Genomic DNA, 14,678 nt, shown 5'->3' on the forward strand with positions numbered 1-14,678 from the left:
GCAGGCATCGCCAAGCGTCTGACCCAGCGATGAAAAAATATGGCCGGTGCCGGGAAGTTATAATTCCTCCCCCGCCACGCTGCACCGCGCCATAGTGTCCGCTCCCAAATCCCTGCTTTCCCTCCCCGCCCTGCCCAAACCCGGCGCCCGCCTCGACCTGCCGCCGCAGGCCGGCTCCGCCGACGCCCTGGCGCTGGCCGAACTGGCCGCCCAAAGCAAGGGCCGCCTGCTCGCAGTGGTCACCGCCAGCGCCGCCGATGCGCAGCGCCTGCTCGACGAAATCCCGTGGTTTGCGCCGGGCCTCAAGGTGCGCCTGCTGCCGGACTGGGAAACACTGCCCTACGACCACTTCTCGCCGCACCAGGATCTGGTGTCCGAGCGTCTGGCGACGCTGTGGGCGGCGCTGCAAGGCGAAGTGGAAATCCTGCTGGTCCCGGCATCGACCGCGGTCAACCGGCTGGCGCCGCCGGAGTTCATGGCCGCCTACACCTTCGAGTTCAAGAAGGGTCAGAAGCTGGATGCCGAAAAATTCCGCAGCCAGGTGACGCTGGCCGGCTACGCACACGTCACTCAAGTCGTGTCGCCCGGCGAATACTCGATCCGCGGCGGCCTGATCGACCTCTTCCCGATGGGCTCGCAACTGCCCTACCGGCTGGATCTGTTCGACGACGAAATCGAAAATATCAAGACCTTCGACGTCGATACCCAGCGCACCGTCTATCCGGTCGCCGAAGTCCGCCTGCTGCCGGCCCGCGAATTCCCGATGGACGACAAGGGGCGCACCCATTTCCGCCAGGCCTTCCGCGAACGCTTCGAGGGCGACCCGGCCAAGTCGGGCATCTACAAGGACATTTCGACCGGCATCGCCAGCGCCGGCATCGAGTATTACCTGCCGCTCTTCTTCGACGAAATGGCGAGCATCTTCGACTACCTGCCGAAGGATGCCGTCTTCGTCACCCACGGCGACGCCCCGGCCGCCATCGCCGCCTTCTGGGCCGATACCAAGTCGCGCTACAACCTGCTGCAGGGCGACAAGGCGCGGCCGCTGCTGGCCCCGGACGAACTGTTCCTGACCGACGAAGCCTTCTTCACCGCGGCCAAGGCCTACGGTCGACTGGCGCTGGCCGGCAAAAACGGCGAAGCAACCGGAAAACTGCCCAATGTCGCCGTCGACCGGCGGAGCGACGATCCGCTCGGCGCCCTGAAGAATCACCTGGCCAGTTTCAAGGGCCGTGTCCTGCTCGTCGCCGAAACCGCCGGCCGCCGCGAAACGCTGGCTGCGATGTTCGCCGAGCATGGCCTGAAACCCGCCGCCAGCGCCGACCTCGCTGGCTTCCTGGCTGGCGACGCCCAGTTGGCGCTCGGCATCGGCCCGCTGCAGGCCGGCTTCGCGCTCGACCAGTTGGCCTTCATCACCGAAACCGAACTCTTCGCCGGCACGCCGCGCCGCACCCGGCGCGAAGCGGCCAAGAAAGCCACCTTCGACAACTGGCTGAAAGACCTCACCGAACTCAAGGTCGGCGACCCGGTGGTGCACGAAAGCCACGGCATCGGCCGCTACCAGGGCCTGGTCCGCATGGACCTCGGTCTCGGCGAGCAGGAATTCCTCGAACTGCACTACGCCAACGACGCCAAGCTGTTCGTCCCGGTCGCCCAGCTGCACGTCATCTCGCGCTACTCCGGCGCCGATCCGGAGAGTGCGCCGCTGCACACCCTCGGTTCCGGCCAATGGGAAAAGGCCAAGCGCAAGGCGGCCGAACAGGCACGCGACACCGCCGCCGAACTGCTCGCGCTGTACGCCGCCCGCGCCGCTCGCCAGGGTCACGCCTTCGATTTCCAGGAAAACGATTACGAAGCCTTCGCCGACGGTTTCGGCTTCGAGGAAACCAACGACCAGGCGCAGGCGATCGCCGCCGTCATCGAGGACATGCGCTCGGGCAAGCCGATGGATCGCCTGGTCTGCGGCGACGTCGGCTTCGGCAAGACCGAAGTCGCGCTGCGCGCCGCCTTCTGCGCGGTGGCCGGCGGCAAGCAGGTCGCCGTGCTCTGCCCGACCACCCTGCTCTGCGAACAGCATTACCAGACCTTCGCCGACCGCTTCGCCGACTGGCCGGTCAAGATTGCCGAAATCTCCCGTTTCAAGACCGCCAAGGAATCGACGCAAGCCTTGCAGGAACTGGCCGAAGGCAAGATCGACATCATCATCGGCACCCACAAACTGATCGGCAAGGACGTCAAGTTCAACCGTCTTGGTCTGGTCGTCATCGACGAGGAACACCGCTTCGGCGTCCGCCAGAAGGAAACGCTGAAGGCGATGCGCGCCGAGGTCGACGTGCTGACCCTGACCGCAACGCCGATCCCGCGCACGCTGGCAATGTCGATGGAAGGCCTGCGCGACTTCTCGGTGATCGCCACCGCGCCGCAGAAACGGCTGGCCATCAAGACCTTCGTTTCCCGTTTCTCCGACGGCATCATCCGCGAAGCGGTGCTGCGCGAATTGAAACGCGGCGGCCAGGTGTATTTCCTGCACAACGAAGTCGACACCATCGACAACATGCGCGAGAAGCTGGAAAAGCTGGTGCCGGAAGCGCGCATCGTCATCGGCCACGGCCAGATGAACGAGCGCGAACTTGAACGCGTCATGCGCGACTTCACCGGCCAGCGCGCCAACGTGCTGCTGTGTACGACCATCATCGAGACCGGCATCGACAACCCGCACGCCAACACCATCCTGATCAACCGTGCCGAAAAGTTCGGCCTCGCCCAGTTGCACCAGTTGCGCGGCCGGGTCGGCCGTTCGCATCACCAGGCCTACGCCTACCTGCTGGTCCAGGACGAGAAGGCGCTGACCAAGCAGGCCAAGCTGCGCCTCGAAGCAATTCAGGCGATGGAAGAACTCGGCTCCGGCTTCTTCCTCGCCATGCACGACCTGGAAATCCGCGGCGCCGGCGAAGTGCTCGGCGACAACCAGTCGGGCGAAATGCAGGAAGTCGGCTTCAACATGTACACCGAGATGCTCAATCGCGCGGTAGCCCATCTGAAACAGGGCAAGGTCATCGAAACCGCCGACCTGACCCAGCCGCTCGGCATCGGCAGCGAAATCAACCTGCGCACCCCGGCCTTGCTCCCCGACGGCTACTGCCCGGATGTCCATGAGCGTCTGACGCTCTACAAGCGCCTTGCCAACTGCGAAAGCAGCGAGGACATCGATGCCCTGCAGGAAGAATTGATCGACCGCTTCGGCGAACTGCCGCTGCAGGCGCAAGCCCTGCTGGCAACGCACCGGCTGCGCTTGCTGGTCAAGCCGTATTGCATCCAAAAGCTGGATGCGACCAGCGAGCAGATTTCCATCCAGTTCAGCCCGGAGTTCGCCAAACTGGCGCCGATCGAGCCGATCAAGATCATTAATTTGATTCAAAAGAATCGCAGCTATAAATTAGCTGGACAGGATAAAATTTCCCTTCTCCGCCACTGCCCCACCTTGAACGACAAGGTCGCCGCAGTAAAAGACATGATTCGCCAGCTGACCAATTGATATGACGACCCACGACATTGAAAACGTAAACGTGACTGCCTTCGACAACATGCCGACGCCGGAAGAAATCCACGCCCGGCTGCCGATCTCCGAGAAGGCCGCCCGCACGGTCACGCACGGTCGCAATCTGCTGCGCAAGATCCTCGACCGCAAGGATCATCGCCTGTTCGTCGTCGTCGGCCCCTGCTCGATCCACGACCCGGTCGCCGGCCTCGATTACGCCCGCCGCCTGAAGGCGCTCTCCGATGAAGTCGGCGACACGCTGCAGATCATCATGCGCGTCTATTTCGAAAAGCCGCGCACCACGGTCGGCTGGAAGGGTTACATCAACGACCCGTTCATGGACGACAGCTTCCGCATCGACGTCGGCATGGCCAAGGCCCGCGAATTCCTGCTCCAGGTCGCCGAAATCGGCCTGCCGACCGGCACCGAGGCGCTCGACCCGAACTCGCCGCAATACTACGGTGACCTCATCACCTGGACCGCCATCGGCGCCCGCACCACCGAATCGCAGACCCACCGCGAAATGTCCTCCGGGCTGTCCACGCCGGTCGGCTTCAAGAACGGCACCAGCGGCGACCTCGGCGTCGCCATCAACGCCATCCTCTCCGCCTCCAAGCCGCACTCCTTCCTCGGCCTGACCAGTCAGGGCCGGGTCGCCGTCGTCCGCACCAAGGGCAACGCTTACGGCCACATCGTGCTGCGCGGCGGCGACGGCCGGCCGAACTACGACACTGTTTCCATCGCCATGGTCGAACAGGCGCTCGACAAGGCCAAGCTGCCGCACAACATCGTCGTCGACTGCTCGCACGCCAACAGCTTCAAGAAGCCGGAACTGCAACCGCTGGTCATGGCCGATGTCGTCAATCAGGTCCGCCTCGGCAACAAGTCGCTGGTCGGCGTGATGATCGAATCGAATATCGAAGCCGGCAACCAGTCGATCCCGGCCGACCTCAGCCAGCTGAAATACGGCTGCTCGGTGACCGACGGCTGCGTCGACTGGGCAACCACCGAAAAGATGATCCGCGACGCGGCAGTGCTGCTGCGCGATGTGCTGCCGGATCGCAGGTAAGCAATCGGTGGCGTGGCGAAACACTTCGCCACGCCACCGGAAAATGCCATGACTCTTCAGGCATCCTTGAAGACCTGGGCAAGGCAGATCAAGCAGCAAACCCTGACGGTCTATTTCGCCGCGCGCGATCCGCGCACACCCTGGGCGGTCAGGCTGCTGGCCCTGCTCGTTGCAGCCTATGCCCTCAGTCCGATCGACCTGATTCCCGACTTCATTCCGATCATCGGTTACCTTGATGACTTGTTGATTGTTCCGCTCGGGCTGGCGCTGGTTGTCCGCCTGACCCCGCCGGAAGTCATTCAATCGTCGCGTGAACAAGCCGCTCATTACGCCGGCAAACCGGTCAGCTATGGCGCTGCGTTGGTCATCCTGCTCCTTTGGCTGATCCTGGCAGCATGGCTGGTCCGTTGGTTGATCGAGATTGCCGGTTTCTAGCTCCACCTCCCCAAAAAATGCCCCTCACTCCCTACCTCGACACCTTTCCCTGCCTCGGCGAAGCCTGCTACATCCACGACTCCGCCCAGATCATCGGTGATGTGCAGATCGGCCGCGATTCGTCGGTCTGGTGCAATACCGTGTTGCGCGGCGACGTCAATCGCATCGTCATCGGCGACTGCAGCAATATCCAGGACTTCGCGATGGGCCATGTCTCGCATAGAAATGCGGCGAAGCCTGACGGTTCGCCGCTGATCATCGGCAACCACGTCACCATCGGCCATTCGGTGATCCTGCACGGCTGCACGGTGGGTGATGAATGCCTGATCGGCATGGGTTCGATCGTGATGGACGATGCGGTGATCGAAAAACAGGTCATGCTCGGCGCCGGCAGCCTGGTTTCGCCCGGCAAGACGCTGGAAAGCGGCTACCTGTATGTCGGTCGGCCAGCCGTCAGGGTGCGCGCCCTGAGCCCGGAAGAAATTGCCTATCTGCGCTATTCGGCGGAACATTACGTCCGCGTCAAAAACAACTACTTGGCAACGGCCCGGCCGGCCTCTAACGAACAAACACCATGAACCTGATTATCCAGGGCGGCGCGCTGCCCACCTTCCTGCTCGAACGCATCGTTACCGCCACCGGCGCCAGCCAGGTCGAGCCGCGTCCGCCGCAAGTCGTTCGCCTGCACGGGGCCAGCCGCACCGCCGAGTTCGACGCGCTGATCCCTCTCATCGAAGCCGAGAAGCTGGACTGGGCCTTCGTCGACGCCGGCCGCAAGCTCTCCGATTTCGGCCTGATCTGCTTCGACATGGATTCGACGCTGATCACCATCGAGTGCATCGACGAACTAGCTGACTTCGCTGGCAAGAAGGAAGAGGTTTCCAGCGTCACCGAAGCCGCGATGCGCGGCGAAATCGACTACCGGGAAAGCCTGCGCCGCCGCCTGGCCCTGCTCGCCGGGCTCGACGCCCGCGTTCTGGCTCGCGTTTACGGCGAGCGCCTGCTGCTCTCGCACGGCGCCCGCGAACTGCTGGAGGCGGCGCAAAACGCCGGCCTGCGCACCGCCATCCTGTCCGGCGGCTTCACCTATTTCACCGAGCGCCTGCGCATCGAACTCGGCTTCGATTTCGCGACCTCGAACGAACTGGAAATTTCCGGCGGCAAGCTGACCGGCAAGGTCGTCGGCGACATCGTCGATGCCAGCGCCAAGGCCCATCACCTGGCCCGGCTGACCGACGAACTGGGCCTCAAGAAGGAACAGGTCATCGCCTGCGGCGACGGTGCCAACGACCTGATGATGATGGCCCAGGCCGGCCTCTCGGTGGCTTTCCACGCCAAGCCGGCCACCCGCGCCAAGGCCGATGTCGCGATCAACTTCGGCGGCCTGGATTCGCTGCTCAATCTGTTCGACTGAAAATCGCCCGTTTTCGGCAGTCGACCGCAGGCATTCGGCATCACTGGCACCAAGCCGGTGCATCCCGGCCCGGCGATGCCTGAAATGGTGCTGTAAAGACACCGGAAACACCCTATCGACGGGTCTTTCCGGTTTTTTTCCATAGGCACATGCCTTGCTAGTATTCCAGACACATTGTGCGGCTGGAGCGGGGCATGACGAAATACAAGGGCATCGAGGTCAAGGACAACGTGCGGGCGCTGTTGCCGCACATGCCGCTGATCGAGGAATACCGCGAAATGCTGCAGACGCTGCAGGCGGTTTGGGACAACCTCAACCTGCTCGGCCAGATGTCGGGCACCACGGCCGAGATCGGCCAGACCCGCGAAGCCTTCTCCAGCCTGACCGGCGAATTGCTGAACAATCTCGCCGAGCGAACGCTGGCCAAACGCGAGCAGGAAATGAAGGCGAAGTCGCAGGTGGCGATCGACATCCTGATCCGCAACCTGTTCGAACGGACGGCCGATATCGGCTTCCTCAGCACCGACGACGTGATCCGCAGCTTCGCCGCCCAGCCCGGCGAGCCTTTTGCATTGCAGCAGCGCTTCCGCGAATACGTCCGCAAATATTCGGTGTACGAAGATGTCGTGCTGCTCTCGCCACAAGGCGAAATCCTGGTTCGCCTCGGGCCCGATGCTGGCAACACCAGCATCCGCGATAGCTGGGTACGTGAAGCGCTTACCACCCAGGCCGCCTATGTCGAGGCCTACGCCCATTCCGCCCTTTTCCCCGAGCGGCCACGCTCGCTGATCTACGCCTACCGGATCACCGCACCGAGCGGCGAGACGCTCGGCGTGCTGGCCCTTTGCTTCCGCTTTGCCGATGAAATGCAGCGCATCTTTGCCGAACTGTCGCAAGCCGACGATCCGGGGGTGATTGCCCTGCTCGATGGCAAGGGACAGGTCATCGCCAGCAGCGACCGCTGGCAGATTCCGCTCGGCGCCGAACTGAACCTGCCTTCCAACCAACTGCAGCGCCTGCGCTTTGCCGGCCGCAGCTACCTCGCCTTTGCCAGCGACACCAAAGGCTACCAGGCCTACATGGGGCCCGGCTGGCGCGGTCTGGTGATGATGCCCGTCGCCCAGGCCTTCGAAGCCCAGACCGACAACCAGCTCGACGGTATCGCCCCCAGCCTGGTCGCCTCGGCCATTTCGGGCGGCCGCGCCTTTCCGGAAGCGCTGCAGGCCATTCCACGCCAGGCCGCGGCCATCCAGCGCGACCTGAGCCGGGCGGTATGGAATGGCACGGTGCGGCAGAGCGTTTCGTCGGCCTCGATCAATGCCAGCTTTTCCAAGATCCTGCTCTGGGAGATCAGCCGCGTCGGCATGAGCATGCGTGAGGTGTTCTCCAGTTCCATCGGCAACCTGCAGGCCACGGTACTCTCCTCCGTGCTCGCCGACAGCCAGTTCCTCGCCGCGCTGGCCATCGACATCATGGACCGCAATCTCTACGAGCGCGCCAACGACTGCCGCTGGTGGGCACTCGACGCAACGATTCGCCGGCTGATGGATACGGGCCCGGAAGCCGAACGCCAGTCAGGCCTGGAAACGGTGATCCGCTACATCAACAGCCTGTACACCGTTTACGACAACATCGTGCTCTTCGACACGACGGGTACGGTCAGCGCCGTTTCCAACCCAGCCTATGCCGAACTGGTCGGCAATCGGCTCGACGAACCCTGGGTCGGATCATGCCTCGAACTGCGCGACAGCCAGTGCTACACGGTCTCCGGCTTCACACGCACCCGCCTCTATGCCTCGCGACCGACCTATGTCTATCTGGCGGCACTGCGCTCGGCGGACGACAGTCGCGTCACCGGCGGCATCGCCATCGTCTTCGATGCCGAGCCACAGTTTGCCGCCATGCTGCACGACTCGCTGCCGCGGGAAGCCAACGGCGAGGCCGTTGCCGACAGCTTTGCCGTCTTTGTCGATGGGCAATCGACGATCATCGCGTCGAGCAACAGCGCCTATCGGATCGGCAGTAGCCTGGCGCTCCCCGACGAACTCCTGAATCCGCCGGCTGCCGGCTGCTCCCGACTGATCAACCTGAACGGCCAGGTGATGGCTGCCGGCGCCCGTCGCACATCGGGCTACCGCGAATATAAAGGCATCGAGGACGACTACCGCAACGAAGTAACTGCCGTTGTTTTCGTGCCGCTGGGTGAATACCGGCCGGAAGCCGGCCTGGGTAATGCCGGCGGCGAAGTCGCCAGCCGACGCTCAGTCATCCCCGTCGGGATTTCCAGCCGGGAAATCGCCACCTTCCATCTTGCCGGCCACTGGCTCGGCCTGCCGGTCGGCGATGTCGTCGAAGCGATCGAAGCCAACGGTGCCGCCCGCCTGGCGAATGCGCCGAAGGAGATTTACGGCGCCCTGATCTATCGCAACGAATCGCTCCCCATCTACAACCTTCACGCCGCACTCGGCCTCAGCGAACCGGCCGGCGCCGAGAGCGGCCGCCAGATCGTGGTCGTGCGCGATGAAAACGGGGGCAATTTCGGGATCCTGGTCGATAGGCTGGGCGAGATTCTCGAAGTACCGAGTGCCGACATCGAAGACCTGTCCAACATCTATGTCGGCATCGCCTCGGTCCTCGCCTCGGTGGTCAAGACCACGCCGCAAAACGGTGGCGCCATGCTGGTCCTGCTCTCGGTCGGCAGCATGAGCCAGCATCTGCACGGCAAGCCGCTGCCGGCGGCACTGACCGACTAGGCGGGCGGCTGGCGCAACTGCTCGAAGGCCGCGTTGGCCGACAGGAAAACCTGGCCGCTCAGGGATGACCACAACGCCGAGCGCTGCAGCCGGTCCTGAACCGGCCCCCGGACCTCGGCCAGGTGCAGCCGGATGCCCCGCTCGGCAAGGTCCTGATTGAGTTCGGCAAAGACCTCGACCGCCGTAGTATCCATCAGGTTGACGGCGCTCATCACCAGTACCAGATCGCGGGCTTCGCCGATCCGCTCGAGTTCTTGGTTGATCCGCATCTCGACTGCGCCGAGATTGCCGAAGAACAGGCGTTCATCGATCCGGACGAAAAGTACGCCGGGAATGGTCTCGACGGCGTAGCGTTCGACATTGCGGAAATGTTCGCTGCCCGGCAGCCGACCGACCACCGCGATGTGCGGCGTACTCACCCGGTAGAGCAAGGTCGCCATCGACAGCACGATGCCCAGGCCGATGCCGGTTTCCAGGCCGAGCAGCAGCACCCCGCCCGCCGTGCCGAGCAAGGCCATGGCATCGGCACGGTCGTAGGCCCAGGCTTGGCGCAGCGCCTGGAGATCGATCATCGACCAGGCGGCCATCATGATGCTGGCGGCCAGCACGGCCAGCGGCAGGCGTTCGAACCAGTGCGCCGCGCCGGCCAGCACGCCGATCATCGCCAGCGCCGAGACCAGGCTGGCCAGCGGCGTCTGCGCCCCGGCCGCGACATTGATCGCCGAGCGCGACAAGCCGCCGCCGACCGGCATGCCGCCGTAGAAGGCAGCCACCACATTGGCGGCGCCCAGGCCGACCAGTTCGGCATTGGCATCGACCCGCTCGCGCCGCTTGATGGCCAGTGCCTGCGCCATCGTGATGCCCTGCACCATGCCGATCAGCGTCATCACGAAGGCCGGCACGATCAGCAGCTTGATCGACTCGTAACCGGGCAGGAAAAACTCGAAACCGGGAATACCGGCCACCACCGCCCCGACCACGGCGACGCCGCGCGTCCGGTCGAGATCCAGCCAGACCACTGCCAGCGTGCCGAACAGCACGACAACCAGCGGCATCAGGCGCCCGATGAAGGCAGCCCGGGGCGCCCCCAGACCAAGCCGCCCGAGCAGGCCACCCAGCCCGTGGCGGGCGAAAGCCAGCGCGGCCAGCGCGAGCAGGCCGATCAGCACGGTCGGCCCATGACTGTCGGCCAGTTTGCCGAGCAGATCAACAACCAGTTCAGCGCTGCTGCGACCCTGCGGTGCGATACCGAGCAGGTACTTCATCTGGCTGATGATGATCAGCACGGCCGAGCCGGAAATGAAGCCGCTGATCACCGGCCGGCTCAGCAATTGGGAAAGGAAGCCGAGGCGCAGTACACCGCAGGCGAGCAGCATGAGGCCGGAAAAGAGCGAGAGGACTGCCGCCAGCAGGATGTATTCGGCCGAACCGGGGGCGGCCAGCGGGCTGAGCACGGCGTAGGTCATGATTGCCGTGATCGCGACCGGCCCGACCGCCTGGACCATGCTGCTGCCGAGCAGCGCATAGGCGATCACCGGAAAGATGCTGACGTACAACCCCATCTGTGGCGGCAGGCCGGCCAGCAAGGCGTAGGCCAGGCTTTGCGGAATGACCAGCACGGTGACGATCAGGCCGGCCGCCAGATCGGCCCCCAGTTTCTGCCTGGGGTAAGCGGCCAGCCAGCCAGGTAAGAAGCGGCGCAGCAAAGTCATTGCTCGAAGGGAAGAGGTAAGGCCGGCCAACGGCAGGCAACCCCGGCAGTATCAGGGGCGCCGCTTCGGCGCGTCAATCAGCGCCGGGATAATGGCGATTAATGCAGGTCGACCGCGTGCTGCTTGAGCAGGTCGAGCGGCACGATTTCCAGTGCCGCCTGATTAGTCGAATTTAGCGAAACCTGCGGTGCCTTGCCGGCCTTGCAGGCTTCCAACCAGCGCGCCGCGCACAGGCACCAGCGCTGCCCCGGCTGCAGGCCGGGGAAATCGAATTCCGGGCGCGGCGTCGACAGGTCGTTGCCGCGCGCTTTGGAAAACGCAAGGAAGTCGGCGGTCAACACGACGCAAACCGTATGACTGCCGAAATCCTCTTCCGAGGTGTTGCAGCAGCCGTCGCGGAAGAATCCGGTCAGTGGCCGCTCGCTGCAGGTCAGCAGCGGCCCGCCCAGGACGTTGAGCTGGCTGCCGCGCCCCGGAAAATCGCGGGTTTTCACGAAACCTCGTCGATCCAGGCTTGCTGGATGGCTTCGAGAATTTTCTCGCCGCAGTGCTTGGGGTCGTCGTTGAAACCGGGCAATGCCATCACCCAGTCGCGCAGATCGACGAAATTCAGTTTCAGCGGATCCTTGTCCGGATGCGCCTCGCTCAGCTCAATGGCGATATCGTTGATGTCGGTCCATTTCATTTGCGGTGCCCTTCCTTCGCCATGTTGAGACTGTATTTCGGAATTTCGACGACCAGCGGCGTCTTGCCGACAATCGCCTGGCAGCCCAGGCGGGAATTCGGCTCCAGGCCCCAGGCCTTGTCCAGCAGATCTTCCTCTTCCTCTTCGGCCGGTGTCAGCGAATTGAAGCCTTCACGGACGATGACGTGGCAGGTCGTGCAGGCACAGGACATTTCGCAGGCGTGATCGAGTTCGACCCCGTTTTCGAGCAAGGTCTCGCAGATGGACTTGCCCTCTTCCGCCTCGATGACGGCGCCGTCCGGGCAGTTTTCGACGTGCGGCAGGACGATCAGTTGCGTCATGCTTCTTCTCCCATTTTGATGTCGTCGACCTTGCGGCCGGACAGCACTTTCTTGATGCTCTGGTCCATGCGGCGATGGGCAAAAGCCTGTGTCTCGTAGCCAAGGTCGTCCATCGCGATGTTGATCAGGCGCCGATTGTCGCCCTGCATCGTTTCAGCGAGCTTGGCAATCGTTTCCTTGATCTTGGCAGTTTCCGCCTCGTTCAGCAGATGCGGGTCTTCCTTCATCGCTGCTTCGGTCGCCTCGATCATGCGCTGGGCCTCAACGATGGCTTCCTTCAGCGCGCGATTGATCGCGTCATCCTTGGCGTGCTCCATCGAATCCTTCAGCATGCCGGCGATCTCGTCGTCGGTCAGACCGTAGGACGGCTTGACGGTGACGCTCGCCTCGACGCCGGTGGTCTGTTCGCGGGCCGCGACCGACAGCAGGCCGTCGGCATCGACCTGGAAGGTGACGCGAATGCGCGCCGCCCCAGCCACCATCGGCGGAATGCCGCGCAACTCGAAGCTGGCCAGCGAACGGCAGTCGGAAACCAGTTCGCGCTCGCCCTGGACGACGTGGATCGTCATCGCCGTCTGGCCGTCCTTGAAAGTGGTGAATTCCTGGGCGCGAGCGGTCGGAATGGTCGAATTGCGCGGAATGACCTTCTCGGTCAGGCCGCCCATCGTTTCCAGGCCGAGCGACAGCGGGATGACGTCGAGCAGCAGCCAGTCGTCCTTGCCGGTCTTGTTGCCGACCAGCAGATTGGCCTGGGTAGCGGCGCCGAGGGCGACCACCTTGTCCGGATCGAGATTGGTCAGCGGTTCCTGGCGGAAGAAATCGCCGACCGCTTTCTGGATCTGCGGCATGCGCGTCGCGCCGCCGACCATGACGACGCCCTTGATGTCCTCGGCACGCAGGCCGGCATCGCGCAGCGCCTTCTTGACCGGTTGCAGGGTCTTCGAAATCAGGGTCTGGGTAATTTCGGCAAAGGTCGCCACATCCAGTTTCAGATCGACCATCTCGCCGGTGGACAGGCGGGCGGTAAGCGGCGCTTCCGGGTTGTTGGTCAGGAATTCCTTGGCCTCGCGGCAGCGCATCATCAGCAGGCGCCCATCTTCCGGCGACAGCGGCTGCGGCTTGGCCTGCTCGATGACCCAGCACAGGATGCGGTGATCGAAGTCATCGCCGCCGAGCGCGGAATCACCGCCGGTGGACATCACTTCGAAAACGCCTTTGGTCAGTTTCAGGATGGAAATATCGAAGGTGCCGCCGCCGAGGTCGTAGACGGCATAAACGCCCTCCGCTGCATTATCCAGCCCGTAGGCGATGGCCGCCGCAGTGGGTTCGTTGAGCAGGCGCAGCACATTGAGGCCGGCCAAGCGCGCTGCATCCTTGGTCGCCTGGCGCTGGGCATCGTCGAAGTAGGCCGGCACGGTGATCACGGCCCCGACCAGATCGCCGCCGAGGGCGGCTTCCGCCCTGCCCTTGAGGCTTTTCAGAATCTCGGCCGAAACTTCGACCGGACTCTTGATGCCGGCAATCGTGTTGACCTTGACCATGCCCGGCGCTTCGATGAAGTCATAGGGCATCGATTCGACGTGCGCAATGTCCTTCAGGCCGCGGCCCATGAAGCGCTTGACCGAAATGATCGTATTGCGCGGGTCGACCGCCTGCTTGGTCTGCGCGTCATAGCCGACTTCGGTGCTGTTGTCGGCGTGATAGCGCACAACGGACGGCAACAGCGGACGGCCATGCTCGTCGCTGAGGCAGATCGCAATGCCGCTGCGCACGGTGGCGACCAGCGAATTGGTAGTGCCGAGGTCGATACCGATGGCGAGCTTGTGCTCATGGGGGGCGGCCGACTCTCCGGGCTCGGCGATTTGAAACAGGGCCATTTTTATTCTTCCAGCGACGCCAGCGCGTCGTCGATTTCGTGCAAAAGTTTTTCCAGGAACATCAGCCGGCGCACACAGTCGGTGGCCAGCGTCAAACTGCCAGCATCGTCCAGCAGTTCGGCGAGCTCCTGATAGCGGGCGTTGATGTCGCCACGCAGGCGATTGTGCAAATGTTCGAGTTCGTGATGATCACCGCCATTGCGCGCATCCATCACCGCTTCGCGCCATTCCATCTGCTCCATCAGGAAATCGGCCGGCATCGCGGTGTTGCTTTCCGCCTGGATGTCGTGTCCGTCCAGATGCAGCAGGTATTTGGCCCGCTCCAGCGGCTTCTTCAGCGTCAGGTAGGCTTCGTTGGCGTGCGTCGCCCACTGCATCGACAGCCGGCGCTCGGCTTCACCGGCATTGGCGAAGCGATCCGGGTGCACTTGCGCCTGAATGTCGCGATAACGGGAGTCAAGATCGGACAGATCGAGCCGGAAGGCCCGATCCAGTCCAAACAGCGTGAAATGGTCGGCGCGAAAATCCATCAGACGTTAAAGGATTCGCCGCAACCGCACTGATCCTTGACGTTCGGATTATTGAACTTGAAGCCTTCGTTCAGGCCTTCACGAGCGAAATCGAGCTCCATCCCTTCCAGGTAAGGCATGCTCTTCGGATCAACGAAAACCTTGACGCCGTTGCTCTCGAAAACCAGATCCTCGGGACTCACCTCGTCGACAAATTCCAGCTTGTAGGCCATGCCGGAACAGCCGCTGGTCCGTACGCCGAGGCGCAGGCCGATGCCCTTGCCGCGCTTGGTCAGGTAATTGGCGACGTGCTTCGCCGCCTTGTCGCTCAAGGTGACAGCCATG

The 14,678-nt window shown here is 63.4% G+C and carries 13 protein-coding genes; 6 read left to right on the forward strand and 7 right to left on the reverse strand.

Annotation, left to right across the window (positions count from 1 at the left end):
• Nucleotides 1–94 precede the first annotated feature (94 nt).
• The 6 genes from mfd to AT959_RS00945 all read left to right on the forward strand — a co-directional run bounded on the left by mfd (nt 95) and on the right by AT959_RS00945 (nt 9,209).
• Nucleotides 95–3,535, forward strand: coding sequence for a transcription-repair coupling factor (gene mfd / locus AT959_RS00920; protein WP_066879570.1), 3,441 nt, complete (start codon nt 95–97; stop codon nt 3,533–3,535).
• A gap of 1 nt (nt 3,536) precedes the next feature.
• Nucleotides 3,537–4,607, forward strand: coding sequence for a 3-deoxy-7-phosphoheptulonate synthase (locus AT959_RS00925; RefSeq protein WP_066879573.1), 1,071 nt, complete (start codon nt 3,537–3,539; stop codon nt 4,605–4,607).
• Nucleotides 4,608–4,655: 48 nt separating this feature from the next.
• Nucleotides 4,656–5,042: a YkvA family protein gene (locus AT959_RS00930; protein ID WP_066879576.1), complete on the forward strand. Its 387-nt coding sequence runs from the start codon at nt 4,656–4,658 to the stop codon at nt 5,040–5,042.
• A gap of 17 nt (nt 5,043–5,059) precedes the next feature.
• Complete coding sequence (locus tag AT959_RS00935; protein WP_066879579.1) at nt 5,060–5,620, forward strand: gamma carbonic anhydrase family protein; 561 nt, start codon at nt 5,060–5,062, stop codon at nt 5,618–5,620.
• Complete coding sequence (gene serB, locus AT959_RS00940; protein WP_066879582.1) at nt 5,617–6,456, forward strand: phosphoserine phosphatase SerB; 840 nt, start codon at nt 5,617–5,619, stop codon at nt 6,454–6,456. Before AT959_RS00935 ends, serB begins: the two co-directional genes overlap by 4 nt.
• A 194-nt stretch (nt 6,457–6,650) precedes the next feature.
• Nucleotides 6,651–9,209, forward strand: a complete 2,559-nt coding sequence (locus AT959_RS00945; protein WP_066879585.1) for a chemotaxis protein CheW — start codon at nt 6,651–6,653, stop codon at nt 9,207–9,209.
• Here the strand turns inward: AT959_RS00945 and AT959_RS00950 are convergent.
• From AT959_RS00950 to iscA, 7 genes are all read right to left on the reverse strand, one after another.
• Nucleotides 9,206–10,921: a SulP family inorganic anion transporter gene (locus tag AT959_RS00950; RefSeq protein WP_066879588.1), complete on the reverse strand. Its 1,716-nt coding sequence runs from the start codon at nt 10,919–10,921 to the stop codon at nt 9,206–9,208. The genes AT959_RS00945 and AT959_RS00950 overlap by 4 nt on opposite strands.
• A gap of 98 nt (nt 10,922–11,019) precedes the next feature.
• The gene (locus AT959_RS00955) at nt 11,020–11,415 is read right to left on the reverse strand and encodes a DUF2237 family protein (protein ID WP_066879591.1); all 396 of its coding nucleotides are present in this window, start codon (nt 11,413–11,415) and stop codon (nt 11,020–11,022) included.
• On the reverse strand, nt 11,412–11,606 hold the full coding sequence (gene iscX, locus AT959_RS00960; protein WP_066879593.1) for a Fe-S cluster assembly protein IscX: 195 nt from the start codon (nt 11,604–11,606) through the stop codon (nt 11,412–11,414). Before iscX ends, AT959_RS00955 begins: the two co-directional genes overlap by 4 nt.
• The gene (gene fdx / locus AT959_RS00965; protein ID WP_066879596.1) at nt 11,603–11,947 is read right to left on the reverse strand and encodes an ISC system 2Fe-2S type ferredoxin; all 345 of its coding nucleotides are present in this window, start codon (nt 11,945–11,947) and stop codon (nt 11,603–11,605) included. The genes iscX and fdx overlap by 4 nt, the downstream gene beginning before the upstream one ends.
• Nucleotides 11,944–13,824 (reverse strand): Fe-S protein assembly chaperone HscA, encoded by a 1,881-nt coding sequence (gene hscA / locus AT959_RS00970; RefSeq protein ID WP_066879599.1) that lies wholly within the window; start codon nt 13,822–13,824, stop codon nt 11,944–11,946. Before hscA ends, fdx begins: the two co-directional genes overlap by 4 nt.
• Before the next feature lie 2 nt (nt 13,825–13,826).
• Nucleotides 13,827–14,354, reverse strand: a complete 528-nt coding sequence (hscB, locus tag AT959_RS00975) for a Fe-S protein assembly co-chaperone HscB (RefSeq protein WP_066879602.1) — start codon at nt 14,352–14,354, stop codon at nt 13,827–13,829.
• Nucleotides 14,354–14,677 (reverse strand): iron-sulfur cluster assembly protein IscA, encoded by a 324-nt coding sequence (gene iscA / locus AT959_RS00980; protein WP_066879605.1) that lies wholly within the window; start codon nt 14,675–14,677, stop codon nt 14,354–14,356. The genes hscB and iscA overlap by 1 nt, the downstream gene beginning before the upstream one ends.
• Nucleotide 14,678: the final 1 nt, after the last annotated feature.

The sequence above is a fragment of the Dechloromonas denitrificans genome, assembly GCF_001551835.1.
GTDB classification, from domain to species: domain Bacteria; phylum Pseudomonadota; class Gammaproteobacteria; order Burkholderiales; family Rhodocyclaceae; genus Azonexus; species Azonexus denitrificans.

Bases quoted from the DNA above. Each gene is read 5' to 3' on its own strand.
- AT959_RS00925 (WP_066879573.1), top strand. From the start codon at position 3,537: ATGACGACCCACGACATTGAAAACGTAAACGTGACTGCCTTCGACAAC.
- AT959_RS00930 (WP_066879576.1), top strand. From the start codon at position 4,656: ATGACTCTTCAGGCATCCTTGAAGACCTGGGCAAGGCAGATCAAGCAG.
- AT959_RS00935 (WP_066879579.1), top strand. From the start codon at position 5,060: ATGCCCCTCACTCCCTACCTCGACACCTTTCCCTGCCTCGGCGAAGCC.
- serB (WP_066879582.1), top strand. From the start codon at position 5,617: ATGAACCTGATTATCCAGGGCGGCGCGCTGCCCACCTTCCTGCTCGAA.
- AT959_RS00945 (WP_066879585.1), top strand. From the start codon at position 6,651: ATGACGAAATACAAGGGCATCGAGGTCAAGGACAACGTGCGGGCGCTG.
- AT959_RS00950 (WP_066879588.1), bottom strand. From the start codon at position 10,921: ATGACTTTGCTGCGCCGCTTCTTACCTGGCTGGCTGGCCGCTTACCCC.
- iscX (WP_066879593.1), bottom strand. From the start codon at position 11,606: ATGAAATGGACCGACATCAACGATATCGCCATTGAGCTGAGCGAGGCG.
- fdx (WP_066879596.1), bottom strand. From the start codon at position 11,947: ATGACGCAACTGATCGTCCTGCCGCACGTCGAAAACTGCCCGGACGGC.
- hscA (WP_066879599.1), bottom strand. From the start codon at position 13,824: ATGGCCCTGTTTCAAATCGCCGAGCCCGGAGAGTCGGCCGCCCCCCAT.
- hscB (WP_066879602.1), bottom strand. From the start codon at position 14,354: ATGGATTTTCGCGCCGACCATTTCACGCTGTTTGGACTGGATCGGGCC.
- iscA (WP_066879605.1), bottom strand. From the start codon at position 14,677: ATGGCTGTCACCTTGAGCGACAAGGCGGCGAAGCACGTCGCCAATTAC.